Raw genomic sequence first — 22866 nt, 5'->3', positions numbered from 1 at the left:
CCCGCGCTCAGGAACGGCCCCCGCCCACCCCGCCCGAAAGGCACCCTGTTGTCCTCAACACCGGCCCGCGTCACCGCCGTCGACACGTACGACATCCGGTTCCCGACCTCCCGGGAGCTTGACGGCTCCGACGCCATGAACCCCGACCCCGACTACTCCGCCGCGTACGTCGTGCTGCGCACCGACGACCCGGGCGGACACGAGGGGCACGGGTTCACCTTCACCATCGGGCGCGGCAACGACGTCCAGGTCGCCGCGATCCGCGCGCTGAGCCACCACGTCGTCGGCCGCCCGCTCGACGAGCTGTGCGCCGATCCCGGCAGCCTCAACCGCGACCTGATCGGTGACAGCCAACTGCGCTGGCTCGGGCCCGAGAAGGGCGTGATGCACATGGCGATCGGAGCCGTCGTCAACGCGGCCTGGGACCTCGCCGCCAAGCGGGCCGACACACCACTGTGGCGGCTGCTCGCCGAGGCGGACCCCGAGTGGCTGGTGTCTCAGGTCGACTTCCGTTACATCGCCGACGCCCTCACCCCGGAAGAGGCCCTGGAGCTGCTGCGGGCCGGGCGGCAGGGCGCCGCCGACCGTGCCGCGCGCCTCGTCGAGCGCGGCTACCCCGGCTACACCACGTCGCCCGGCTGGCTCGGCTACAGCGACGAGAAGCTCACCCGCCTCGCCCGGCAGGCCGTCGCCGACGGCTTCACTCAGATCAAGCTGAAGGTCGGCGCCGACCTCGACGACGACATCCGCCGCTGCCGCACCGCCCGCGCCGTCGTCGGCCCCGACATCCGCATGGCCATCGACGCCAACCAGCGCTGGAACGTCGGCGACGCCGTCCAATGGACCAACGCCCTCACGGAGTTCGAGCCCTACTGGGTGGAGGAACCCACCAGCCCCGACGACATCCTGGGACACGCGACGATCCGTCAGGGCGTCGCACCCGTGAAGGTGGCAACCGGCGAACACGTACAGAACCGGGTCGTCTTCAAGCAGCTCCTCCAGGCCGGCGCCATCGACATCCTGCAGATCGACGCCGCGCGCGTCGGCGGCGTCAACGAGAACCTCGCGATCCTGCTGCTCGCCGCGAAGTTCGGCGTCCCCGTCTGCCCGCACGCGGGCGGAGTCGGCCTGTGCGAACTCGTCCAGCACCTGTCGATGTTCGACTACGTCGCCCTGTCGGGCACCACCGAGGACCGCGTCATCGAGTACGTCGACCATCTGCACGAGCACTTCGTCGACCCGGTCGTCGTCCGCCAGGGCCACTACACAGCCCCGACGGCCCCCGGATTCTCCGCCACCATGCACCCCTCGTCCATCGTCGAATTCACCTACCCGGACGGCGAGTTCTGGGCGAAGGACCTCGCGGGCCCCACCGCACAGGAACAGGGCACCACCGACCCGAACGGAGCCGCCGTATGAGCGATGCCAGCGTCCACAGTGTTCAGGACTTCGCAGGCCTCAAGGCCCTCGTCACCGGCGGCGCCTCCGGCATCGGCCGGGCCACGGCCGAACTGCTCGCCGCGCGTGGCGCCGACGTCGCTGTGCTCGACCGTGACATCACCGACGTGGACAAGCCGCTGCGCGGGTACGCCGCCGATGTCACCGACGACACCGCCGTGCGCGCCGCCGTGGCCGCGGCGGTCGCCGGGCTCGGCGGCCTCGACGTACTCGTCAACAACGCGGGCATCGGCGCCCAGGGCACCGTCGCCGACAACGACGACGCCGAATGGCACCGGGTCCTCGACGTCAACGTCATCGGGATGGTCCGCGTGGCCAGGGCCGCGCTCCCCACGCTCCGGGACTCCGAGCACGCCGCGATCGTCAACACCTGCTCCATCGCCGCCACGGCGGGGCTCCCGCAGCGGGCCCTGTACGCGGCGTCCAAGGGCGCCGTCCTCTCCCTGACGCTCGCCATGGCCGCCGACCACATCCGTGAGGGCATCCGCGTCAACTGCGTGAACCCCGGCACCGCGGACACCCCCTGGATCGGCCGGCTCCTCGACAAGGCGGACGACCCGGCCGCCGAGCGCGCCGCCCTCGAAGCCCGCCAGCCCACCGGGCGCCTGGTCTCCGCCGCCGAAGTCGCGGGCGCCATCGCCCACTTGGCGAGTCCACTGTCCGGGGCGACGACCGGCACGTCCGTCGCCGTGGACGGCGGCATGCAGGGGTTGCGGCTGCGCCCCGTGGAACAGTGATCCGCATGCGCACCAGCACACTCGGCCGCGGCGACGTCCCGGTCACCGCACTCGGTTTCGGCGGCGCGGGCATCGGCAACCTCTACACGCCTGTCCGCGACGACGACGCCCACCTCGCCCTGGACGCGGCCTGGGACGCGGGCCTGCGCTATTTCGACACCGCGCCGCACTACGGCCTCGGCCTGTCCGAGCGCCGGATCGGCGCGTACCTGCGCACCCGGCCCACCGGCTCGTACACCCTGTCCACCAAGGTGGGCCGGCTGCTCGAACCGCACGACGCGGGCGGCGACGACAGTGCCCACGGCTTCGCCGTGCCCGCCACCACGCGCCGGGTGTGGGACTTCAGTGCGGCAGGCATGCGCCGCTCCATCGAGGAGAGCCTCGGCCGCCTCGGCCTGGACCGCATCGACGTCGCCTACCTCCACGACCCCGACGACCACGCGGAGCAGGCGTTCGGTGAGGCGTATCCCGAGCTGGAGCGGCTGCGCGGGGAGGGGCTCGTCGGTGCCATCGGCGCGGGCATGAACCAGTCCGCGATGCTCACCCGCTTCGTCCGCGACACCGATGTGGACGTGGTGCTGTGCGCCGGCCGCTACTCCCTGCTCGACCAGCGCGCCCTGAAGGATCTGCTGCCCGCGGCCGCCGAACGCGGCGTCTCCGTCGTCATCGGCGGCGTCTTCAACTCCGGACTGCTCGCAGACCCCCGGCAGGGCGGCACCTTCGACTACGCCCTGGCCCCACCCGAGGTCCTTGCCCGCGCCCGGCAACTGAAGGACCTCGCCGAACGCCACGGCATCACTCTGCGCGCCGCTGCGCTCGCCTTCCCGTTCGGGCACCCGGGCGTCACGAGCGTGCTCGTCGGGACCCGCTCGGCGGCCGAAGTCGCCGACACGGCACAGCAGTTCACCGCGAAGGTGCCCGCCGCGTTCTGGCAGGAGGCCCGCGAACGGCGCCTCCTCCCGGCCGACGTGCCCGTCCCCTTGGAACAGGAGCCGCACGCGTGAGAATCGCCCTGCACACCAAGGTCCGCGCCGACCTGATCGACGCATACGAGGCAGCCCACCGCGAGGTGCCGGACGAACTCGTCGCCGCGATCCGCGCGGCGGGCGCGCGGCAGTGGACGATCTGGCGCAGCGGGACGGAGCTGTTCCACCTCATCGAGTGCGAGGACTACGCCCGCATGCTCGCCGAACTCGACAAGCTCCCCGTGAACATCGCCTGGCAGGCCCGCATGGACGAACTCCTCGACGTCGTCCACGACTACTCCGCCGAGGGCGCGGACGCCGGGCTGCCCGTCGTATGGGAGCTGCCGTGACACCGGAGGACAGCGGCGCGCCGGGCATCGTCGACGCGCACCACCACGTATGGGACCTCTCCGTACGCGACCAGGACTGGATCACCGGTCCCGAACTCGCCCCGATCCGCCGCACGTTCACCCTCGACGACCTGGCCCCCGAGCTCCGGGCGGCCGGTGTCGACGCCACCGTGCTCGTGCAGACGGTGACGGTCGCCGAGGAGACGCCCGAGCTCCTGGCACTCGCCGATCGCAGCGAAATCGTCGAGGGGGTCGTCGGCTGGACCGACCTCACTCGGCCGGACGCCCGCGAGGCCCTGGAGCGGCTGCGCGAACTGCCGGGCGGGCGGCACCTGGTGGGCATCAGGCACCAGGTGCAGGGCGAACCCGACCCCGAGTGGCTGCTCCGTCCCGATGTGCGGCGCGGGCTCGCCGCCGTCGCGGACGCCGGGCTCGTCTACGACCTGGTGGTGCTGCCGCACCAACTGCCGGCCTGCGCCAAGGCCGCCGCCGAGAACCCCGAACTCAGCTTCGTGCTCGACCACTTGGGCAAGCCGCCGATCGCTTCGGGTGGCCTCGCACCCTGGCGGGACGACATCCGCGCGCTCGCCGCGCTGCCCAACACGGTCTGCAAGCTCTCCGGCATGGTCACCGAGGCCGACCCGTCGGGCTGGACCGTCGAGGACCTGCGGCCGTACGCCGACGCGGTCATCGACGCCTTCGGCCCCGCCCGCGTGATGTTCGGCTCCGACTGGCCGGTGTGCACGCTCGCGGCCACCTACCGCCAAGTCATCGACACGGCAAAGGAGCTGGTCGGCGGCGCGGACCCGCACGTCCTCGGCGAGACGGCCCGCCGCGTCTACCTCAGCCGGGTCGGCGGCAGGAACTCCCGTACGTAGGTCCGCTCCCACCACGCACCCGTCTCCCGCAGCTCCCGCCACGACGTGAACCGGTAGCGGTACACGCGAGCCCGAATGTGCACGGGCGGCGCGTCGGCGGGGAACGGGGAGCGGCGCAGCAGCCGCAGCGTGTCCCGGTCGCCCTCAAGGAGCCGCTCGACCAGGCCCTCGAACCAGGGCCTGGCGTACGCGGGTGAGAGCGCGGCGAACCACATCATCCAGTCGAGCCGCAGGTGGTACGGCGCGAACTGGCGCGGCAGGCGGCGCGGATCACCGGGCTTGCCCTTGAACTCGTAGGCCAGCCAGCCCGATTCGGGGCGTGGCACCTCGTCCGCCGTGCCCTCGATCACGATCTCCTGCCGGACCCGCCCGACCGAGCCGAACGCCCCGTACGTGTTGACCAGGTGCAAGGAGTCGTAGGAGCGGTTCATGGACTGGCGGCGGGAGAGCAGATTGCGCACCGGCCGATAGCTGAGCGCCGCGACCCCCACCGTGACGGCGATGACCACCACCTCGTACCAGAGCGGTGCGTCGGGCAGCGCCGGTGGTGTGTGCAGGGCGGACAGGTCGAGCGCGGAGGCGGCCAGGACGATCGCGAGCCAGTTCAGCCACGCGAAGTTGCCCGAGGCGACCAGCCACAGCTGGGTGACGATCATCAGGGCCGCAGCCCACGTGGCGACCGGCTGCGGCGTGAAGAGGAGGAACGGAACCGCCAGCTGGGTGACGTGGTTCGCCGCGACCTCCACCCGGTGCAGCGGGCGCGGCAGGTGGTGGAAGAACCAGCTCAGCGGGTTCGGCATCGGCTGCGTCTCGTGGTGGAAGTCGAGGCAGGTCAGCTTCCGCCAGCACTCGTCGCCCCGCAGCTTGATCAGCCCGGCCCCGAACTCCAGGCGGAACAGCACCCAGCGCAGCAGGAACAGCACCAGGATCGGCGGCGCCACCTCGTCGTTCCCGAGGAACACCGCCAGAAAACCGACCTCCAGGAGCAGCGACTCCCAGCCGAAGCCGTACCAGGTCTGGCCGACGTTCACGATCGACAGATACAGCGCCCACGGCACCAGCCACAGCAGCATCGCCGCCCACAGCGGCAACAACCCGTCCACCCCGGCGAGCAGCCCGGCCGCCAGCACCGCCCCACCCCACGCGCACCCGGCGAAGAACCGGTCCGAGTAGTGCAGCCGGAACAGCGAGGGCGCCGCTTTCCACGGCACGCGCGCCACGAACCGGGGGATCGGCGTCATCCCGCGCTCCCCGAGCAACGCCCTGAACTGGAGCGCCGCCGCCACGAACGCCACGAGGTAGAGCGCCGCGAGGCCCCGCTGGAACACCAGGCGGGCGAGCCAGTAGTCCGAGGCGCCGAACCAGTCCATGCCTCCAGTGTGTGCCCCGCCGCGCGGCAAGGGTCTGACGTGCGGGCGACGGGGGCTCGCCCTAGCGTGGGGATCATGGGCGCGGGTGACGGGGGCGGCGAGGAGTCCGGGAACGCCCCAGGAGGGGAGAGCCCGGAGGACTCCTCGCGGGGTTTTCTGGAAGCGTACGGCCGCGGCCTGCGCATGGGCAGCTTCGAATGGGACCTCGACACGGGGCTCATGGCCATGGACAGCCAGGCCCACGAGGTCTTCGACATCCTTCCGGAGGAGTACGACGACCGGCCGACCACCCTCGGCCTGCGGGTTCCGCCCAGTGAGGGCGGACGGCTCGACGCCCTCGTGTCCCGGGCTCTCAAGAGCGGCGACGAGACCTACGGAACGTACTTCCGCATCCGCACCCGCACGGGCGAGATGCGCTGGACCCACACCCGCGGCTACATCCGCCGCGACGAGCAGGGCCGACCGCGCCGCATCCTGGGCATCGTCCGCGACGCCACCGACGAACTGAACGACGCCACCGTGCAGGCCGAGCGCGATGCCCGGCGCGTCCTCCGGCACGGCGACACCGGCATCGTGCAGTACACGACGGCCGCCCTCGCGCACGCCCGCACCGTCCAGGACGTCATCGACGTGCTGCGCGACACCCACGGCGTCGACCACCGCGGCGCGACCAGCTTCGTCATGGGCCTCGTCAGAGCCGGGCGCATCCACCTCGTCGCCGAGGGCCCCGAGGGTGCGTTCGTGCCGGGCATCCACGCCACCCGCGTCGACGACCCGTACCCGATGAGCGAGGCCGTGCGCACCCTCCAGCCCCGCTTCATCGGGTCGCCGCAGGAGTTCGCCGCCCAGTACCCCGAGCTGTGGGCGCGGCTCACCCACATGCAGATCACCTCGGCCGCCTACCTGCCGCTCATCGCGCAGGCCAAGCCCATCGGCGTGGTCGGCCTGCTCTTCCACGACCGCCAGGGCTTCACGGAATCCGAGCGCAACGTCATGGTCGCGCTCGGCAGCAGCATCGCGCAGAGCCTCCAGCGCGCCATGTTCTACGAGCAGGAGAAGGACCTCGCCCAGGGCCTGCAACAGGCCATGCTGCCGCGCACCATCCCCGACGTGCCGGGCGCCGACCTCGCCGTGCGCTACCGCGCGGCCTCCCTCGGCCGGGACATCGGCGGCGACTGGTACGACGTGATCCCGCTGCCCGGCGGCCGCGTCGGCGTGGTCATCGGCGACGTACAGGGACACGACACGCACGCCGCCGCCGTCATGGGGCAGCTGCGCATCGTGCTGCGCGCCTACGCCGCCGAGGGCCACACACCCGCCACCGTCATCGCCCGCGCCTCCTCCTTCCTGCACGAACTCGACACCGACCGCTTCGCGACCTGTCTGTACGCGGAGGCCGACCTGTCGACCGGCGTCGTCCAGCTCGTACGGGCCGGACACCTCGACCCGTTGCTCCGCCTGCCCGGCGGCAACTGCCACAGGCTGCCGGTGGAGGGCGGGCTCCCGCTCGGCCTGTCCGCCGAGTTCGGGCGGCTCGAATACCCCGTGACCACCGCCGAACTCGACCCCGGTGAGGCGCTGGTGCTGTGCACCGACGGGCTCGTCGAACAGCCCGGTACCGACCTCGCCGACGGGCTCCAGGACCTCACCACCCTGATCGGTACGGGGCCCGACGACCTCGACGAACTCGCCGACCGGCTCGTCGCTTCGTGCGAGGAACGCGACGTCGAGGACGACGTGGCGCTGCTGCTCCTGCGCCGCCGCGGCGCGGGCGCGGTGCAGCGCGGCGGCCGGCTCACCGAACACGTGCCGCCGGGCGACCCGGAGGCGCTCACGGCCGCCCGCCACATGGTCCGGCACGCCGTCCGCGCCTGGGGAGCGACGGAGAGCGCCGACGAGATCGAACTCGTCGCCGACGAGATGATCACCAACGCCCTCTTGCACACCGAAGGACCCGCGATCGTCACCCTGCGCGTCCTCACCGGCGCCGACCGCCGACTCAGGGTCGACGTGGAGGACACCTCCAGCGCCCTGCCGCGCCGCCGCGAGGCGGGCGAGGACGGCGTCTCGGGACGCGGACTGTTCCTCGTCGACCAGCTCGCCGACGTGTGGGGCGTGGAGGCACGCGGCGCGGGCAAATGCGTCTGGTGCGAATTCGTGGTGCCCGCGCGCGGGTGAGAGGCTGGAGGACATGCCGGAGCTCCCCGAGGTCGAAGCGCTCAAGGACTTCCTCACCGAGCACCTGGTGGGCCGCGACATCGTGCGCGTCCTGCCGGTCGCGGTGAGCGTCCTGAAGACGTACGACCCGCCGCTCACCGCCCTGGAGGGCCGCACGGTCGCGGCCGTGGCGCGGCACGGCAAGTTCCTGGACGTGAGCACCGAGGGCGGGCCCCACCTGGTCACGCATCTGGCCCGCGCGGGCTGGCTGCAGTGGAAGGAGCGGCTGCCCGACGGCCCTCCGAAGCCCGGCAAGGGACCGCTCGCGCTGCGCGTCGCCCTGGAGACCGGCGAGGGCTTCGACCTCACCGAGGCCGGCACCACGAAGAAACTCGCCGTGTACGTGGTCCGGGACCCCGGCGATGTCCCCGGCATCGTCCGCCTCGGCCCCGACCCGCTCGCGGACGACTTCGACGAGGCGGCCTTCGCGCGCCTGCTGAAGGGGGAGCGGCGCCAGATCAAGGGCGCCCTGCGCGACCAGTCACTCATCGCGGGCATCGGCAACGCCTACAGCGACGAGATCCTGCACGCCGCCCGCATGTCACCGTTCAAGCCGACGGCCGGGCTGGGCGCCGAGGACGTGCACACCCTGTACGAGGCGATGCGGACGACACTGACCGATGCCGTCGAGCGTTCCCGTGGAGTCGCCGCCGGGAAGCTCAAGGCCGAGAAGAAGAGCGGGCTTCGCGTGCACGGACGGGCCGGGGAGAAGTGCCCCGTGTGCGGGGACACGGTCCGCGAGGTCAGCTTCAGCGACAGCGCGCTCCAGTACTGCCCGACCTGTCAGACGGGCGGCAAGCCGCTCGCGGACCGCAGGATGTCGAGGCTGCTCAAGTAGCGGCTCGGCCAGTCGCTCAGCGCATGGGGAGCGACAGCAGCGGCCGTCCGTCCGCCGCCCGCACCTCGAACCGCGCGAGGTCCGCGGGCCGCGCCGCCACCCCGCCGTCCAGTGTCACCGGGTCCCCGCGCACCGTCCACGTCGCCACCGTCTGCTCCGAGCCGTCCCGGCCCACCGCGACCAGCTCGCACACCCGCGGCCCGCCCGGATCCCGGACGTCCAGGCCCACTTGCGTGCCCCAGTCCTGGTCGTCCGCCGTCACCGTCGCCGCCACACCGCTCCCGTTGTCGTGCCCGCTCAAGGTCGCCGTGTGCCGGGATGGGCCCGCACCGACCCCGGTGACCATCGCGACTCCCTGCCCCGCCGCCGCGAGCACGAGCACCGCCGCGACGGCCGCACCCCACAGCCGGCGCCGCGCCCTGCGGTGCAGCGCCCCGAGCCGGTCAACGGACCGGTCGAGAAGGTTCGGAGCCGGACGCGCCAGCACCTCCACGCACGGCGGCGTCGCCCGCGCGTACAGCGCCAACGCGCCCGTCGTGGGCGCCAGTTCACCGACCAGGGCCGCGCACGTGGCGCACTCGGGCAGGTGGTCCTCGAAGCGGAAGCGTTCCGCGGGGTCGAGAACCCCGAGCGCGTAGGCGCCTACGTCGCGATGCCGTTCCAGGGACCACATGCCTTCCTCCTGCTGTCGGTTACCGGTACGCAGGAGGCGGCTGATTCATTCAAGCGACCGCGCGATTACACTCCGCCGCATGCTGCGCGCACTGGCCGTCGACGACGAGGAACCCGCCCTCGCCGAACTCCTGTACCTCTTGCGGGCCGATCCGCGCGTCCGCACCGCCGAGGGCGCCACCGACGCCAACGAGGCGCTGCGCCGCATCGGCCGCGCACTCGAGGGCGGGGACGGCGCGATCGACGTCCTCTTCCTCGACATCCAAATGGCGGGCCTGACAGGCCTCGACGTGGCACGCCTCCTCGCAGGCTTCGCCCGCCCGCCACTCGTCGTCTTCGTCACCGCCCACGAGGACTTCGCGGTCAAGGCCTTCGACCTGAAGGCCGTCGACTACGTCCTCAAGCCGGTGCGCCGCGAGCGCCTCGCGGAGGCCGTCAGCCGGGTCACCGAACGCCTCGCGAGCAGCGCGCCGCCGGCCACCGTCGCCGACCGCATCCCCGTCGAACTCGGCGGCATCACCCGGCTCGTGGCCATCGCCGACATCACCTACGCCGAGGCGCAGGGCGACTACGCGCGCCTGCACACGGACGACGGCGTCAGCCACCTGGTACGGATACCGCTCAGCACCCTGGAGGAACGCTGGCAGGAACTCGGCTTCGTCCGCGTCCACCGCAGCCACCTCGTCGCCCTCCACCGCATCGACGAACTCCGCCTCGACGGCGCGGGAATGACGGTCCGGATCGGCACGGCGGAGATCCCGGTGAGCCGCCGCCACGCAAGCCGAGTGAGAGAACTACTGATGCGCCACTGAAGCCCCTGCGGCGATTGAGCAGCGGGGTCCGGGGCAGCGCCCCGCGACCGCACCCCCGTGGAACCGCGAGCCACCCCTTCCCCGATCCAACCCCACCTGCCTAAACTCCGCCCGTGCACGATCCCCCGCAACGCGAAACCGTGACCGGCGAACCCCGCCGACCCCCCGGCCCGGCAGGCCCCCGCACGCAGTGGGAGATCGACGAACAAACCACACTCGGCGCCGCCTACGTCCGCTCCCTCATGCGCAGCCAACTCCGCGCCGGAATCACCGCGTTCATGCTCCTCGCCGTCCCCGTCGCCGCCCTCCCCCTCTTCTTCGGCGCCCTGCGCAACGCCCCCGTCCAATGGCTCGTCCTCGGCTTCGGCTGCTACCCGTTCCTCGTGCTCATCGCCTGGTGGTACGTCCGCCGCGCCGAGCGCAACGAACGCGACTTCGCCGACCTCGTACGCGGCCGCCCGGCCGACGCGCACGACCATGGAACGCCGTGAACGAGGCGTACGCGATCCCCGCGGTGGCCGTCGTCGTCCTCGCCACCGTCCTCATCGGCGGCTTCGGCCTGCGCGTCTCCCGCACGACGTCCGACTTCTACGTCGCGTCCCGCACGGTGGGCCCCCGCCTCAACGCGGCGGCGATCAGCGGCGAGTACCTCTCGGCCGCGTCCTTCCTCGGCATCGCGGGCCTGCTCCTCATCCACGGCCCGGACATGCTCTGGTACTCGGTCGGCTACACGGCCGGCTACCTGGTCCTGCTCGTCTTCGTCGCGGCCCCGCTGCGCCGCTCGGGCGCGTACACGCTGCCCGACTTCGCCGAAGGACGCCTCGAATCCCGCCAGGTGCGGCGCGTGGTCAGCCTGTTCGTGGTCGGGGCGGGCTGGCTGTACCTGGTGCCCCAGCTCCAGGGCGCGGGGCTCACGCTCCAGATCCTCACGGGTGCGCCCCGCTGGTTCGGCGCGACGCTCGTCGCCGCGGTCGTGGTCCTCGCGGTCGCGGCAGGCGGCATGCGCTCGATCACCTTCGTCCAGGCCTTCCAGTACTGGCTCAAGCTCACGGCCCTCCTGGTGCCCGCCTTCTTCCTCCTGCTGGCCTGGCACGGCCAGGGCGCCCCGCCACCGGAGGCCGCGACCCTCACCCCGCCGACCGCCGGCGTCGGCGCGGGCCGGCCGCTCGCCACCAGCCGCGCCGACCACCCGCTCTACGCCACGTACGGCCTGATCATGGCCACGTTCCTCGGCACCATGGGCCTGCCGCACGTCGTCGTCCGCTTCTACACCAGCCCCAACGGCCGCGCGGCCCGCCGCACCACCGTCGTGGTCCTCTCACTGATCGGCCTCTTCTACCTGCTGCCGCCCGTGTACGGCTGGCTGGGCCGCCTGTACGCGCCCGAACTCACCGCCACCCAGGACGCCGACGCCACCGTGCTGCTGCTGCCGGGGCGCGTCTTCGACGGGGTGGCGGGCGACCTCCTGGGCGCACTGGTCGCGGGCGGCGCGTTCGCGGCGTTCCTGTCCACCGCGTCGGGGCTGACCATGGCGGTCGCAGGAGTCGTCAGCCAGGACGTGCTGCAGGCGCGCGGCGTACGGCACTTCCGGCTCGCCGTGCTGCTCGCGATCGCGATGCCGCTCGGCGGGGCGCTCCTGGTGGACGGGGTGCCGGTCGCGGACGCGGTCGGCATGGCGTTCGCGGTGTCGGCGTCCTCGTTCTGCCCCCTGCTCATCCTGGGCATCTGGTGGCGCCGCCTCACCCCGCCCGGCGCGCTCGCGGGCCTGTTCCTCGGGGGCGGCTCGGCCCTGGTGGCGGTGACGCTGACGGTGGCAGGGCCGGACACCTCGGGCTGGCTGCACACGCTGCTGGCCTGGCCGGCCGTGTGGTCGGTGCCGGTCGGCTTCCTCGCGATGATCCTCGTGTCCCTGGCCACGCGGGCCGCGATCCCGCCGCACACGACGGCGACGATGACGCGCCTGCACCTCCCCGAGTCGCTGGGCGCGGCCGGGCGGGGCCGCGAGGGACTGGACGGCCGGACGTCGCGGGCACGTGCGGGGGAGACGGGAGGCGGGTCGCAGTGAGCGGTACCGTCACCGCGGTTCTCATCGCCCTGTGCCCCGTCCTGCTCGGCGCAGGGTTCCTGCTCGGACGGCGCACCGCGCACCCCGATGGGCGCAGCGACGTCGGCACGCCCGTGGAGCGCGCCACCTTCGAGACCCTGCACACCGCCTCGCTCGCCGCCCCCGCGCTGCGTGCGGGGCTCACCGAGGACACCGCCCGCAAGTCCGCGCGCCGCCTGCGTACGCTGCTCGGCACTGACGCCCTCGCCGTCACCAACCGCTCCACGGTCCTCGCGTGGGACGGGGCAGCCGAACACGCCCACGCCGCCCAGGTGATGGAGCGCGTCGACACGGTGCTCACGGGAGGCCGCAGCGCCGCGTTCGACTGCGGATGCGGAGACGACGACTGCCCGCTGGGGTGGGCGGTGGCGGCGCCCGTGGTCGCGGACGGCCGGGTGCTCGGTGCCGTCGTCGCCTACGCGGCCCGGGAGTCCGCGGTGCTGGCCCGCGCCACCGACGAGGTCGCCCGCTGGGTCTCGGTCCAGCTCGAACTCGCCGAGCTGGACCGCTCCCGCACCCGCCTCATCGAGGCGGAGATCAAGGCGCTGCGCGCGCAGATCTCACCGCACTTCATCTTCAACTCCCTCGCGGCGATCGCCTCGTTCGTCCGCACGGACCCCGAGCGGGCCCGCGAACTCCTGCTGGAATTCGCCGACTTCACCCGCTACTCCTTCCGCCGGCACGGCGACTTCACGACGCTCGCCGACGAACTGCACTCCATCGACCAGTACTTGGCCCTCGTCCGCGCCCGCTTCGGCGACCGCCTCTCCGTCACCCTGCAGATCGCCCCGGAGGTCCTGCCGGTGACGCTGCCGTTCCTGTGCCTCCAGCCGCTCGTCGAGAACGCGGTCAAGCACGGCCTGGAGGGCGCCGCCGCCCGCAGCCGCATCTCGATCGGCGCCACCGACGCGGGCGCCGAGGCCGAGGTCGTCATCGAGGACGACGGCGTCGGCATGAACCCCGGCGAACTCCGGGCGATCCTGCGCGGCGAGGGCGGCCAGGGCCACGGCATCGGCCTCTCCAACGTCGACGAACGCCTGCGCCAGGTCTTCGGCGACGCGTACGGCCTGGTGATCGAGACCGCGGAGGGCGCGGGCATGAAGATCACGATCCGGATCCCGAAGTACCGGGCGGGCGTGTACGCGCCGTAGGGTCCGCGGCCCGCTCAGAAAAGCGAAATCGCCAAGTGGCCGAGCGGTAAGCCGAGTTGCCACGCAGGTGTCCACACCTGCGGCCCGTCCTCCTCGTCCGGCACGGGCACCGCGTCCAGGTCGGGGGCGAGCAGCTCCGTCTCCTCCAGCCATCTCCACGCCGCCTCGGCGAGCAGCAGGTCGGGCGAGGGCCGCCGGGCCCTCGCGTCCCGGTCGAGCCGCTCCGCGAAGCGGTCCCGTACCCACGACTGCCACGGCTGGTCGTACGCCGTCAGCGACAGCCAGTTCTCCAGTTGGGACACGACGCGGATCCCGGAGAGTTCGTCGCCCGCGTCGGACAGGAAGATCGTCAGCGCGAGCGCGTCACGGCCCGCCTTGAACTCGAAGGACGTGGGCGGCATCAGGTCGCCCGTCCGCAGCAACTCGTCCGCGATGTATTCCGCGTACAACCACGCCATGGGGACGACGAGTCCGCCGCCCGGTCCACCCTCGGCGCCGGACATGCCGTCCGTGCCCTCATCGCTCCCGTACCGCATCGCCTTCCTGCCTTCCTCCGGTCCGCGTGCTGCTTCGGCCCCCGGACCCACCCGCCTCAACTCAACGGGGAGGACAGCGGATTACTCAACCGAGGAAAGGGGGTGCGGAGCAAGGCGCTTTACCGATGCTTGACCCGGCCTACGGTTTCACCGCAGGTCGGATGCGTAACCCGGAAGGACGCGCCGCAACGCCCGCAACGCGTAATACGCACGGGACTTCACCGTACCGGTGGGAATGTTGAGCGCGTGTGCGGCCTCCGACACACTGGCGCCCTTGAAGTAGACCTCGAGCAGGACGGCACGGTGTTCGGGGGAGAGGGTCGCCACCGCCTCCCGCACGTCGAGAGCGGCCGCCGAGCGCTCCGCGTGGTCCGCGCACACCCGGGCGTTCTCCAGGACGGCGTCGCCCACCTCTGCGGGCCGCGAGAGCCGCGCCCTGCGGGCGTCGATGGCGAGCCGCCGCCCGACCGTGAACAGCCAGGGCCGCACCGACTCGTAGCGTGGGTCGAGGGCCTCCGGATGCTGCCAGGCGCGTACGTACGTCTCCTGGACCAGGTCCTCCGCGCGCTGGGCGTCACCGTCGCACAGGCGCAGCAGGAACGAGAAGAGCGGACCGCCGTGCTCCCGCTGGACCTGGGCGAGGTCCTCCTCCGTCGTCGTGGGTGTCGTGAGCGCCGTCGTCATGGGCGTATGCCAACGCAGCCCGTCCCGCGCGCCCAGGGGACGCGCGGGGATCTGCGGCGGGCGGGGCGAAGCCCTCGACGAGCGGTGCGGTGAGCGGGACGGGCGGAGCCCCGGTGGCCAGTGCGGAATCAGTCGGATGTGCGGGCCAATTCGGACTTTTTGTAGGAGTAGGTGAAGTAGATGACCAGACCGATCAGGAACCACACGGCGAACCGCACCCACGTCTGCCACTGCAGGAACGTGATCAGCCAGATCGAGAAGACGATGCCCACGGCGGGCACGAACGGCATGGCCGGCGTGCGGAAGGTGCGCGGCAGCTCCGGCTGACGGTAGCGCAGCACGATGATCGCCACACAGACCACGACGAACGCCAACAGGATCCCGATGTTGGTGAGTTCGGCCGCCTCGCCGATCGGCAGGAAACCGGCGATGGCGGCGGAGCAGAAGCCGACGATCCACGTCACACGGGTCGGCACGTTCCGCGTCGGGTGGGTCTTCGCGAACCACTTCGGCAGCAGACCGTCGCGCGACATGGCGAACCACACGCGCGTGACGCCCAGCATGAACGTGAACATCACGGTGAGGATGCCGATGATCGCGCCCACCGCGATGACGTCCGCGAGGCCGCCCAGGCCCACCGACTTGAACGCGGTCGAGAATCCGCTCTCCGGGTCGATGTCCTTGTAGTTCTGCATGCCGGTCAGGACCAGGCAGGCAAGCACGTAAAGGATCATCGAGATGATGAGCGAGTAGATGATTGCCTTCGGCATGTGGCGCTGCGCGTCCTTCGACTCCTCGGCCGCCGTCGACATGGCGTCGTAGCCGAAGACCGCGAAGAAGACCGTGGCGGCGCCGGTGAACGCTCCGCTGACGCCGAACGGGAAGAACGGCGTGTAGTTGCCCGAGTTGATGTGGAAGACGCCGACGCCGATGACGAGCAGCACCACGAGGACCTTGAGCACGACCACGAAGGTCTCGAAGCGGGCCGCGTTCTTCATGCCCATGTTCAGCAGCCACGCGATGAGCAGACACAGCGCGGCGGCGAACAGGTCGACCTTGTGGCCGCTGCCGGTGCCCGGCGCGCCCAGCATCCAGCTGGGAAGGTCGAGTCCCATCTCGCCCAGCAGGAAGCTGAAGTAGCCGGAGATGCCGATCGCGACGACCGCGACGATCGCCGTGTACTCCAGGAGCAGGTCCCAGCCGATGAACCAGCCGACGAGCTCACCGAGCACCGCGTAGCCGTACGTGTACGCGGACCCGGCTTTCGGGATCATCCCGGCGAACTCCGCGTACGACAGCGCGGCCGCCGCGCTCGCGATGCCCGCGATGAGGAACGAGACGAGGACCGCGGGCCCCGCCGTGCCGTTCGCGACGGTGCCGGCGAGGGTGAAGATGCCTGCGCCGATGATGCCGCCGACACCGATCGAGGTGAGCTGCCACAGGCCGAGCGAACGGGTGAGCTTCCCTCCGGACTCCGTGTCCTCGATCTGCTCGATGGGCTTGCGGCGCAGTACGCCATGCCCTCTCGAGATCTTTGGGGGGACGGCCATGGGGACCTCACCTCTTCGCTGCTGCGACGACGGCTGACGGCCGATCATGATGCCCCTGTGGCAGCGGGTTCGGAAGACAGCAGCGCCGTAGAGGCACCCACGGAAATCTTTACGGGACGACCGTGACCGGCCAGCGGCCCGCCTTCACCAGACGTACGGCGACCGAGCCGACGATGCGGTGACCCGCCTGCTCCGACGCGCCGACCACCACCGCGTCCGCCGTCAACTCGTCGGCGGCCGTGACCAGACCGTTGAACGGGTCGCCGCGGAAGGTGTGGAACTCCCAGCGCACGTCGTATATGCCCTTGACCCGCTCCGTGGCCTCGCGGATGTAGGCGATGAGCCCCTCCGCGATCTCGTCGGTCGTCTCGGCGACGGGTACCCCGAGCGCGGCCCCGCCCGTGATCAGGGGCTGCACATAGACCACGGCGAGCAGCGCCCGCTGCCTGCGGGCCAGGCCCCCCGCGTAGGCCGCCGCGCGGAACGAGGAATCGGAACCGTCGACGCCGACGACGATCACTTTCGGTCCGTCGGTGCCGCGTTCGAACTGATGTGGCTGATCTTCGGTCACGCGGCAGAGGTTAACCGAGAAGCCGCCGATCAGGTGCTTTCCCGCGTCCCATCCGGTGGTTCCGTGCGCGGCGCCCGCGTGCCGTGTCACGCATCAATCATGACAAAGCATCAGGACACCCCCGGACGGCGCGCGTTGCTGCGCGGCTTCACCGTCGTCGGACTCGCCGCGCTCACCGGTTGTACCGGCCCCGACCGGCAGCTCGCCGCCCCGGCCCCGGCGGGCGGGGCCGCCCGTCCCGTGCGCGAACCGTCCACGTACCGGCTGCGCCCGATGGCCGGTCCCGGCGGCCCGCGGCGCGCGGCACTGAAGGTGCGCACCGAGCCCGTCCTGAGGCTGGACACCGAGCCCGGCGACCGCGCCATGGCGCTCACCTTCGACGACGGGCCCGACCCCGCGTACACCCCCGAGATCCTGCGGATCCTGCGCGAGCACGACGTGCGCGCGACGTTCCTCGTGTGCGGTGACAGGGCGCGGGAGAGCCCCGACCTGCTGCGCAGGATGGCCGGCGAAGGACACGTCATCGGCAACCACACCTGGACGCACCCCCTGCTCCTGAAGCTGGACCGGACGCGGATCCGTGCCGAGATCGAGCGCACCAGCGAGCTCGTCGAGCGGACCATCGGCGAGCCGCCGCTCTGGTTCCGGGCACCCTACGGAGCGTGGAACCGGAACGTCTTCGAGCTGGGTTCCGAACTCGGCATGGAGCCGCTGGCCTGGACCGTGGACTCGCTCGACTGGGACAACCCCGGAGCCCCGACGGTGATCTCGCGAGTGGTGCACCGAGCCGCGCCCGGCGTGATCGTGCTCAACCACGACGCGGGAGGCGACCGCTCCCAGACGCTCACGGCGGTGCGTACCTATTTGCCACGCTTGCTCGACGCGGGATACCGGATGACGGTGCCGCGCCCCTACGGGGTGTGACATGGCCTCAGCGCGTCGACACCAGGCGGGCGAACGCCACGACGTTGCCCTCATATCCGTCGCGCTTCGAAAAGTGGCCGCCACACGTGATGAGCCGCAGCTCCGGCGTGCCGCGCGAGCGGTAGACCTTGCGCCCCGGAAAGCGGGACTTCGCGAACACCTCGACCCCGTAGACCCGGAAGACGGCCGTCCTGCCGTCCTTGCGCCGGATCTCCACGTGGTGGCCCTCGTGCAGTGAGCCCAGGCCGTAGAAGACGGCGGGGCCGCGCGCGTTGTCGACATGGCCCACGACGACCGCGGTGCCCCGCTCACCTGGCGCCGCGGCCCCCGTGAACCAGCCCGCCAGGTTCGCCTCCTCGGGCGGCGGCGCGTCGATCCAGCCCTCCGCGTCCAGGCCGACCTCCGCCACCGGGGCGTCGACCCGGATCGCCGGAACCCGGACCCGCTCGACCGGCGAGAAGGGCAGCGGACGGACGGCCTCCGCCCGCGCCTGCTCGGGGGTGCGCCGTTCGGCGGTCGCGGCGGAGGCGGGCTGCGGGGGGCCGGAGTCGACCTGCCCCGACCCGCTGCGGACGAGCGCGAGCCCCGTGAGCAGCACCAGTGCGAGCACGCCCCACGGGGCGCGCCTTCTGGGCCGTTCCTCGTCCGCGAAGCGCCAGTTCGACATGGGGTGGCGGGGCGGGTCAGGCGCGCTTGTCGCCGGTGCGGCGGCGGGCCACGACGTATGCGGTGCCGAGCGCGCCCGCGATCAGGGCGCCACCGAGGGCGACCTCCTGCAGATCGAGCCCTCCGGCACTGCCACCGATCCCGGCCTTGACGCCCTGCGGGACGGGGCTGGGGGAGGCGTCGGGGCGGCCGGTGGCGATGGTGAGCTGGGCCGTGTGGGGTTTGCCGCCGTTGCAGATGAACGTCACGGGGTAGGTGTTGCCCTGTTTCGCGTCCCAGTCCACCTTCGCGGGGTGAGGGCCCTGCCGGGGCGGAATCGTGACGGTGGCGAACACCTCGGCCGAAACCTCGGTAACTCCCTCGCAGCCGGTGGCCGACAGGGACACCGTGCCGCCCGCGGCGATCGTGGTGGGGGAGATGCTCGGCCGGAACGAGCCAGGGCCCGGGTCCTCGGCAGCGGCCGACGGTGCGGTCAAGGTCAGAGCGGCCAGCGAGAGCGCAACGGCGGATGCGGCACGTATCGCGTGCATGGGGGTTCCTCCGGAGTTCACGAGGAGCGGCAGCGGATCGGTTCCGCGCGCAGGGGACGGGCACCTCGATGCCGGAAACGCTAAGGACACCCCCGTACGGCCGCGATCCGTGTCGTACGAACGGGGCACACGTGTGGGCCGGTCAGGTGGCTTCCGGTCAGTGGGCGCCGGGGAACAGCATCAGGAAGGGTTCCGCCGTGGCCGCGACGCCCCGGCTGTACGGGGCGTCGAGGTCCCAGATCAGGAAGAGCAGGAACGCGATCAGGGACGAGAAGAGCCCGGCGAGGACCAGCTCGCGCCTGGTGCGCCTGATCTGCAGCGCGAAGATCATGCCGATGGTGACCAGGGCGCCGGCGACCAGGCCGAACCAGACGACGCCCGGCATCGTGGCGCCGGTCGAGTCCGAACGCGCGCCGCGCGCCTCGTCGGCGGCCGTCACCTGGTCGAGCAGCGGCTGATAGGCCTGCGCCTGGAAGTCGTTCTTCGGCTCGAAGTCCGTGACGTCCTCGCGCACCGTCTTCAGCAGCGCGTCGCCCTTCGCGGTCAGTTCGCCCTTGGTGCGCATCGAGTTCCACTCGGTGGTGACGACATGGCTGACATACCTGTCGACATCCGTGCGAATCCGGTCGCGTACGTCCGCCGGGTAGACCCGGACGCGCTCATGGATCTCGTGCAGCGCCTGCGCCTCGTTGCGTACGTGGTCCTCGGCCGCGCTGCGGCCCTCCCAGACACCCGCGATGGCGAGGCCGAGGACGATCGCGTAGACCACGCCGATCATCATCGTCATGTACTCGATGACGTCGGGGGTCTCGGACGGATCGTCGTCATCGCCGATCCTGCGCTGCTGCAGGACCTGGACGACGAGGACGACACCGCAGACCGCGAGCATCGCGAGGGCGAGAACAAGCCATTCCGACATCGACAACTCCACAAATGTTCAACAAGTTCAGCGGGGACGCAGTGCGGCGACAGCGAGCACCGCGGGTGCGGTGATGAGCAGGGTGAGCGTGACCAGGGACGGGCCGTCGCGCGGTGGGGCGCGGTGGGCGGTCGGGCGGTAGGCCGGGTAGTGCACCGGCTTCGGACTTGGTGGTGGGGGCTTCGTATGGGTCGGGGTCGGCGTCGGCTTCGGCCGGGGTTTCGGGGGTGGTTCGGGAGCAGGGGGCGGTGGCGGAGGCGGGGGAGGCGTCGGTGTCGGCGGAGGGGGCGGCGGTGGCGGGGGTGCCGGTTTCGGAGGCGGAGGCTTGGGCGCGGGCTTCTTCGGCGGGGGCGTGCTGGGGCCCGCGCGGCAGACGCCGCTGCCGGAGACCGCCACCGCGTGGCCCGACGAGCCGCCGTCCACGGAGGCGTACGCGCAGTTGTCGGCCGGGACGGCGACCGGTGCGGCGGTGGCGGCCGCGCTCGGCGCGCCGCACAGCCACGCGGTGGCGAGCACCGCGATGACGCGGGTGACCAGGGCCGATCCGGAGCGCTTGGTTCGATGCACGACCATGATCCTGAGCAGTGGCGGGCCCCGGCACGCCGACACGGGCCCGGAATGCCCCGATGGTGGGGCGCGGGAGCATTCGGGTTTGCGGACGTACGCGGGCCTGCCACCGGAGCTGCGCCCCCAGGGCGCAGGCCGCTGCCGCACCCGAAGAAATCTTCCCGCGCATTGAACACAGCCGTCACCGCCGCGCGTACCTAGGGCCATGTGCGGCCCACCCCGGATCGCACAACACCCAAGCAATGTGCGGGAGTTGAGATGAAGACCTCCTGGCGGAGCGCCTCGCTCGTAGCGACAGCTGCGGCCCTGCTGGCGCTCACGACGGCGTGCGGTCAGGACCAGGGCGACCAGGCATCCACGGGCCAGAACGTGGGCAGCGCGGCCGACGCGCAGGGCGGTTACGGGTCCTCCGACGGCTACGGCTCGTCGGGCAGCACCGACAAGAGCGCCGCCAAGGCCAAGTCGGCCGGACAACTGGCCTCGTGGGACAGCAAGGAACTCGGCAAGGTGCTCACCGACAGCGACGGTATGACCCTGTACCGCTTCGACAAGGACACCGCCGAACCGCCCAAGTCGAACTGTGACGCGGCCTGCCTGAAGGCGTGGCCGGTCGTGCCGGCGAGCGGCGCCAAGGCCGCGCCCGGGGTCGACGCCTCGCTGCTCGGCGAGGTCACCGCCGCCGACGGCACGAAGCAGCTGACGGTCGACGGCTGGCCCATGTACCACTACGCGATGGACAAGAAGGCCGGCGACGTCAAGGGCCAGGGCGTGGGCGGCACTTGGTGGGCCGCGGCCCCCGACGGCAAGAAGGCCAACAAGAAGGCGGAGCAGGAGGCCGGGGCCGTGCCCGCCGACCTCGAAGGCCTGTCGACGCGCAACGCCCCGAAGCTCGGCGAGGTCGTCGTCGACAAGAACGGTATGACGGTCTACCGCTTCCTCAAGGACTCGGCGTGGCCCATCAAGTCGAACTGTGTCGGCGCCTGCGCCGAGAAGTGGCCCGCGCTCGCTCCGGTTGCGAAGAACGACACGAGGAACATTCCACTGAAGGGATACATGACCTTCACAAGGCCCGACGGAACCAAGCAGCAGACCCTGAACTGCTGGCCCGTCTACACCTTCTCGGGCGACAAAAAGCCAGGTGACACCAACGGACAGGGCGTGGGAGGTACTTGGTACGCGGCGGCTCCGAATGGAAAGCCGGTAGGCGCTCCGAAGTAACAACCAGGAGGGGCAAGCGCGTTCAGTGAGGCGCTCACAGTAGAGTCGTCAACGGAATTGGCTCGTCGCCGGTCCGTTCCCCGCATGGCCAGGTCAGGCCGTGTGGAGGGAGCGGGCCGGTTCTTTTCGTCGGGGAAGTCGGGGAAAGAGAAGGTTTCGGGATGGTTTCTGATCGTTGCCGATTGGCACGTGACGGAGGCAGTGACCGGGAACGGACGGTCAATTTCCGTTTTGACTCGCTCCATTGGCGGTGGATCAGTAGCCTCTGCTCGAACACCGGCACGCCTACGCCATGGAGACCTTGATGCAGCGTCCCGCCTGGGCCCCACTGGGCATCGACATCTCGGTGCCCAGTGTGTCCCGTATCTACGACTTCTACCTGGGCGGTTCGCACAACTTCGAGGTCGACCGGGAGGCCGCCCGCAAGGCCATGGAGTTCCTGCCGGGGCTGCCGAAGATCATGCAGGCGAACCGGGCGTTCATGCGCCGGGCCGTGCGGTACGCCGCCGGGCTCGGCATCACGCAGTTCCTCGACATCGGCTCCGGCATCCCGACGTTCGGCAATGTGCACGAGGTGGCCCAGCAGGCGAGCCCCGGGGCGAGCGTGGTGTACGTCGACCACGACCCGGTCGCCGTCGCGCACAGCAGGGCGGTCCTCGAGGACGTCCCGCACACGGGAGTCGTCACGGCGGATCTCCGCAAGCCGCGGGAGATCCTGGGGAGCCCCGAAGTCGCCGAACTGATCGACCTGGAGCGGCCGGTGGCACTGCTCCTCGTCGCCGTACTGCACTTCATCGAAGAGGCCGACGACCCGTACGCGGCCGTGGCCGAACTCAGCGAGGCGCTCGCACCGGGCAGCCTGCTCATTGTGACGCATGCCTCCAATGAGGGCATGCCCATAGAGACGGAGCGGGCGGACGGGATGGTCGACGTCTATCGAAACGATGTCCGCAATCCGCTGATCATGCGGAACCGCGACGAGGTCAAACGGTTCTTCAAGGGGTACGAGGTGGTCGAACCGGGCATCGTGGCGATGCCGGTGTGGCGGCCCGACACCGCCCCAGAGGACGAGGACCCGTACACCTTCGCGGGCTATGTGGGAGTGGGGCGCAAGGCGTGACTGCTGCATCCTCCCGGGGCACGAACCCC

The 22866-nt window shown here is 71.4% G+C and carries 24 protein-coding genes; 14 read left to right on the top strand and 10 right to left on the bottom strand.

What is annotated here, in order from left to right:
• Window positions 1-48 precede the first annotated feature (48 nt).
• The 5 genes from ABT004_RS02245 to ABT004_RS02225 are packed head-to-tail and all read left to right on the top strand — an operon-like array spanning window position 49 to window position 4388.
• Window positions 49-1419 carry an L-fuconate dehydratase gene (locus ABT004_RS02245; RefSeq protein WP_351330906.1) on the top strand — a complete coding sequence of 457 codons (1371 nt, stop codon included), beginning with the start codon at window positions 49-51 and terminating at the stop codon, window positions 1417-1419.
• Complete coding sequence (locus ABT004_RS02240) at window positions 1416-2195, top strand: SDR family NAD(P)-dependent oxidoreductase (protein WP_351330905.1); 780 nt, start codon at window positions 1416-1418, stop codon at window positions 2193-2195. The genes ABT004_RS02245 and ABT004_RS02240 overlap by 4 nt, the downstream gene beginning before the upstream one ends.
• Before the next feature lie 5 nt (window positions 2196-2200).
• On the top strand, window positions 2201-3199 hold the full coding sequence (locus ABT004_RS02235; RefSeq protein ID WP_351330904.1) for an aldo/keto reductase: 999 nt from the start codon (window positions 2201-2203) through the stop codon (window positions 3197-3199).
• Window positions 3196-3510: an L-rhamnose mutarotase gene (locus tag ABT004_RS02230; protein WP_351330903.1), complete on the top strand. Its 315-nt coding sequence runs from the start codon at window positions 3196-3198 to the stop codon at window positions 3508-3510. The genes ABT004_RS02235 and ABT004_RS02230 overlap by 4 nt, the downstream gene beginning before the upstream one ends.
• Entirely contained in the window at window positions 3495-4388 is an 894-nt protein-coding gene (locus ABT004_RS02225) for an amidohydrolase family protein (protein WP_351330902.1), read from the top strand. Before ABT004_RS02230 ends, ABT004_RS02225 begins: the two co-directional genes overlap by 16 nt.
• Here the strand turns inward: ABT004_RS02225 and ABT004_RS02220 are convergent.
• Window positions 4349-5758, bottom strand: a complete 1410-nt coding sequence (locus ABT004_RS02220) for a lipase maturation factor family protein (protein WP_351330901.1) — start codon at window positions 5756-5758, stop codon at window positions 4349-4351. The genes ABT004_RS02225 and ABT004_RS02220 overlap by 40 nt on opposite strands.
• Before the next feature lie 75 nt (window positions 5759-5833).
• Here ABT004_RS02220 and ABT004_RS02215 point away from each other — a divergent pair, with 75 nt between their 5' ends.
• Window positions 5834-7936, top strand: a complete 2103-nt coding sequence (locus ABT004_RS02215; RefSeq protein WP_351330900.1) for a SpoIIE family protein phosphatase — start codon at window positions 5834-5836, stop codon at window positions 7934-7936.
• A 13-nt stretch (window positions 7937-7949) separates the two neighbouring features.
• On the top strand, window positions 7950-8813 hold the full coding sequence (locus ABT004_RS02210; RefSeq protein ID WP_351330899.1) for an Fpg/Nei family DNA glycosylase: 864 nt from the start codon (window positions 7950-7952) through the stop codon (window positions 8811-8813).
• A 16-nt stretch (window positions 8814-8829) separates the two neighbouring features.
• Here ABT004_RS02210 and ABT004_RS02205 read toward each other — a convergent pair whose 3' ends face one another.
• Entirely contained in the window at window positions 8830-9486 is a 657-nt protein-coding gene (locus ABT004_RS02205; protein WP_351330898.1) for a zf-HC2 domain-containing protein, read from the bottom strand.
• Between the two features lie 79 nt (window positions 9487-9565).
• Between ABT004_RS02205 and ABT004_RS02200 the strand changes: the two genes are divergently transcribed.
• The 4 genes from ABT004_RS02200 to ABT004_RS02185 all read left to right on the top strand — a co-directional run bounded on the left by ABT004_RS02200 (window position 9566) and on the right by ABT004_RS02185 (window position 13552).
• A complete protein-coding gene (locus ABT004_RS02200; protein ID WP_351330897.1) occupies window positions 9566-10297 on the top strand; it encodes a LytR/AlgR family response regulator transcription factor in 732 nt (243 codons plus the stop codon).
• Between the two features lie 140 nt (window positions 10298-10437).
• Window positions 10438-10788, top strand: a complete 351-nt coding sequence (locus ABT004_RS02195; protein ID WP_351330965.1) for a DUF485 domain-containing protein — start codon at window positions 10438-10440, stop codon at window positions 10786-10788.
• On the top strand, window positions 10785-12362 hold the full coding sequence (locus ABT004_RS02190) for a sodium/solute symporter (RefSeq protein ID WP_351330896.1): 1578 nt from the start codon (window positions 10785-10787) through the stop codon (window positions 12360-12362). Before ABT004_RS02195 ends, ABT004_RS02190 begins: the two co-directional genes overlap by 4 nt.
• Entirely contained in the window at window positions 12359-13552 is a 1194-nt protein-coding gene (locus tag ABT004_RS02185; protein ID WP_351330895.1) for a sensor histidine kinase, read from the top strand. The genes ABT004_RS02190 and ABT004_RS02185 overlap by 4 nt, the downstream gene beginning before the upstream one ends.
• Window positions 13553-13566: 14 nt before the next feature.
• Here the strand turns inward: ABT004_RS02185 and ABT004_RS02180 are convergent, their stop codons facing one another.
• From ABT004_RS02180 to ABT004_RS02165, 4 genes are all read right to left on the bottom strand, one after another.
• Window positions 13567-14088, bottom strand: a complete 522-nt coding sequence (locus ABT004_RS02180) for a hypothetical protein (protein WP_451187158.1) — start codon at window positions 14086-14088, stop codon at window positions 13567-13569.
• A gap of 147 nt (window positions 14089-14235) precedes the next feature.
• Window positions 14236-14772: a sigma-70 family RNA polymerase sigma factor gene (locus tag ABT004_RS02175; RefSeq protein WP_351330894.1), complete on the bottom strand. Its 537-nt coding sequence runs from the start codon at window positions 14770-14772 to the stop codon at window positions 14236-14238.
• Between the two features lie 128 nt (window positions 14773-14900).
• Window positions 14901-16322, bottom strand: coding sequence for an amino acid permease (locus tag ABT004_RS02170; protein ID WP_351330893.1), 1422 nt, complete (start codon window positions 16320-16322; stop codon window positions 14901-14903).
• A gap of 109 nt (window positions 16323-16431) precedes the next feature.
• Window positions 16432-16893, bottom strand: a complete 462-nt coding sequence (locus tag ABT004_RS02165; protein WP_351330892.1) for a universal stress protein — start codon at window positions 16891-16893, stop codon at window positions 16432-16434.
• A 99-nt stretch (window positions 16894-16992) separates the two neighbouring features.
• On the opposite strand from ABT004_RS02165, the gene ABT004_RS02160 reads away from it, so the two are divergent.
• Window positions 16993-17817 carry a polysaccharide deacetylase family protein gene (locus ABT004_RS02160; protein WP_351330891.1) on the top strand — a complete coding sequence of 275 codons (825 nt, stop codon included), beginning with the start codon at window positions 16993-16995 and terminating at the stop codon, window positions 17815-17817.
• A gap of 7 nt (window positions 17818-17824) precedes the next feature.
• On the opposite strand, the gene ABT004_RS02155 is transcribed toward ABT004_RS02160, so the two are convergent.
• The 4 genes from ABT004_RS02155 to ABT004_RS02140 all read right to left on the bottom strand — a co-directional run bounded on the left by ABT004_RS02155 (window position 17825) and on the right by ABT004_RS02140 (window position 20505).
• The gene (locus ABT004_RS02155; RefSeq protein WP_351330890.1) at window positions 17825-18484 is read right to left on the bottom strand and encodes a class F sortase; all 660 of its coding nucleotides are present in this window, start codon (window positions 18482-18484) and stop codon (window positions 17825-17827) included.
• A 16-nt stretch (window positions 18485-18500) separates the two neighbouring features.
• A complete protein-coding gene (locus ABT004_RS02150; RefSeq protein WP_351330889.1) occupies window positions 18501-19013 on the bottom strand; it encodes a hypothetical protein in 513 nt (170 codons plus the stop codon).
• A gap of 157 nt (window positions 19014-19170) precedes the next feature.
• Window positions 19171-19932: a bestrophin-like domain gene (locus ABT004_RS02145; RefSeq protein ID WP_351330888.1), complete on the bottom strand. Its 762-nt coding sequence runs from the start codon at window positions 19930-19932 to the stop codon at window positions 19171-19173.
• Window positions 19933-19959: 27 nt separating this feature from the next.
• Window positions 19960-20505, bottom strand: coding sequence for a hypothetical protein (locus tag ABT004_RS02140; protein ID WP_351330887.1), 546 nt, complete (start codon window positions 20503-20505; stop codon window positions 19960-19962).
• A 252-nt stretch (window positions 20506-20757) separates the two neighbouring features.
• On the opposite strand from ABT004_RS02140, the gene ABT004_RS02135 reads away from it, so the two are divergent.
• Together ABT004_RS02135 and ABT004_RS02130 are read left to right on the top strand one after the other, a co-directional pair.
• A complete protein-coding gene (locus ABT004_RS02135) occupies window positions 20758-21717 on the top strand; it encodes an SCO0930 family lipoprotein (RefSeq protein WP_351330886.1) in 960 nt (319 codons plus the stop codon).
• Between the two features lie 304 nt (window positions 21718-22021).
• Entirely contained in the window at window positions 22022-22837 is an 816-nt protein-coding gene (locus ABT004_RS02130) for an SAM-dependent methyltransferase (RefSeq protein WP_351330885.1), read from the top strand.
• Window positions 22838-22866: the final 29 nt, after the last annotated feature.

The organism is Streptomyces sp. NPDC002790 (genome assembly GCF_040295505.1).
Classification (GTDB): Bacteria; Actinomycetota; Actinomycetes; order Streptomycetales; family Streptomycetaceae; genus Streptomyces.
The sequence above is the reverse complement of the archived record's forward strand: the minus strand, read 5'-3'. Positions and strand labels throughout refer to the sequence as shown.

Bases quoted from the DNA above. Each gene is read 5' to 3' on its own strand.
- ABT004_RS02215 (WP_351330900.1), top strand. From the start codon at position 5,834: ATGGGCGCGGGTGACGGGGGCGGCGAGGAGTCCGGGAACGCCCCAGGA.
- ABT004_RS02240 (WP_351330905.1), top strand. From the start codon at position 1,416: ATGAGCGATGCCAGCGTCCACAGTGTTCAGGACTTCGCAGGCCTCAAG.
- ABT004_RS02220 (WP_351330901.1), bottom strand. From the start codon at position 5,758: ATGGACTGGTTCGGCGCCTCGGACTACTGGCTCGCCCGCCTGGTGTTC.
- ABT004_RS02145 (WP_351330888.1), bottom strand. From the start codon at position 19,932: ATGTCGGAATGGCTTGTTCTCGCCCTCGCGATGCTCGCGGTCTGCGGT.
- ABT004_RS02235 (WP_351330904.1), top strand. From the start codon at position 2,201: ATGCGCACCAGCACACTCGGCCGCGGCGACGTCCCGGTCACCGCACTC.
- ABT004_RS02205 (WP_351330898.1), bottom strand. From the start codon at position 9,486: ATGTGGTCCCTGGAACGGCATCGCGACGTAGGCGCCTACGCGCTCGGG.
- ABT004_RS02170 (WP_351330893.1), bottom strand. From the start codon at position 16,322: ATGGCCGTCCCCCCAAAGATCTCGAGAGGGCATGGCGTACTGCGCCGC.
- ABT004_RS02150 (WP_351330889.1), bottom strand. From the start codon at position 19,013: ATGCACGCGATACGTGCCGCATCCGCCGTTGCGCTCTCGCTGGCCGCT.
- ABT004_RS02140 (WP_351330887.1), bottom strand. From the start codon at position 20,505: ATGGTCGTGCATCGAACCAAGCGCTCCGGATCGGCCCTGGTCACCCGC.
- ABT004_RS02200 (WP_351330897.1), top strand. From the start codon at position 9,566: ATGCTGCGCGCACTGGCCGTCGACGACGAGGAACCCGCCCTCGCCGAA.
- ABT004_RS02130 (WP_351330885.1), top strand. From the start codon at position 22,022: ATGCAGCGTCCCGCCTGGGCCCCACTGGGCATCGACATCTCGGTGCCC.
- ABT004_RS02210 (WP_351330899.1), top strand. From the start codon at position 7,950: ATGCCGGAGCTCCCCGAGGTCGAAGCGCTCAAGGACTTCCTCACCGAG.
- ABT004_RS02135 (WP_351330886.1), top strand. From the start codon at position 20,758: ATGAAGACCTCCTGGCGGAGCGCCTCGCTCGTAGCGACAGCTGCGGCC.
- ABT004_RS02175 (WP_351330894.1), bottom strand. From the start codon at position 14,772: ATGACGACGGCGCTCACGACACCCACGACGACGGAGGAGGACCTCGCC.
- ABT004_RS02155 (WP_351330890.1), bottom strand. From the start codon at position 18,484: ATGTCGAACTGGCGCTTCGCGGACGAGGAACGGCCCAGAAGGCGCGCC.
- ABT004_RS02160 (WP_351330891.1), top strand. From the start codon at position 16,993: ATGACAAAGCATCAGGACACCCCCGGACGGCGCGCGTTGCTGCGCGGC.
- ABT004_RS02180 (WP_451187158.1), bottom strand. From the start codon at position 14,088: ATGCGGTACGGGAGCGATGAGGGCACGGACGGCATGTCCGGCGCCGAG.
- ABT004_RS02225 (WP_351330902.1), top strand. From the start codon at position 3,495: ATGGGAGCTGCCGTGACACCGGAGGACAGCGGCGCGCCGGGCATCGTC.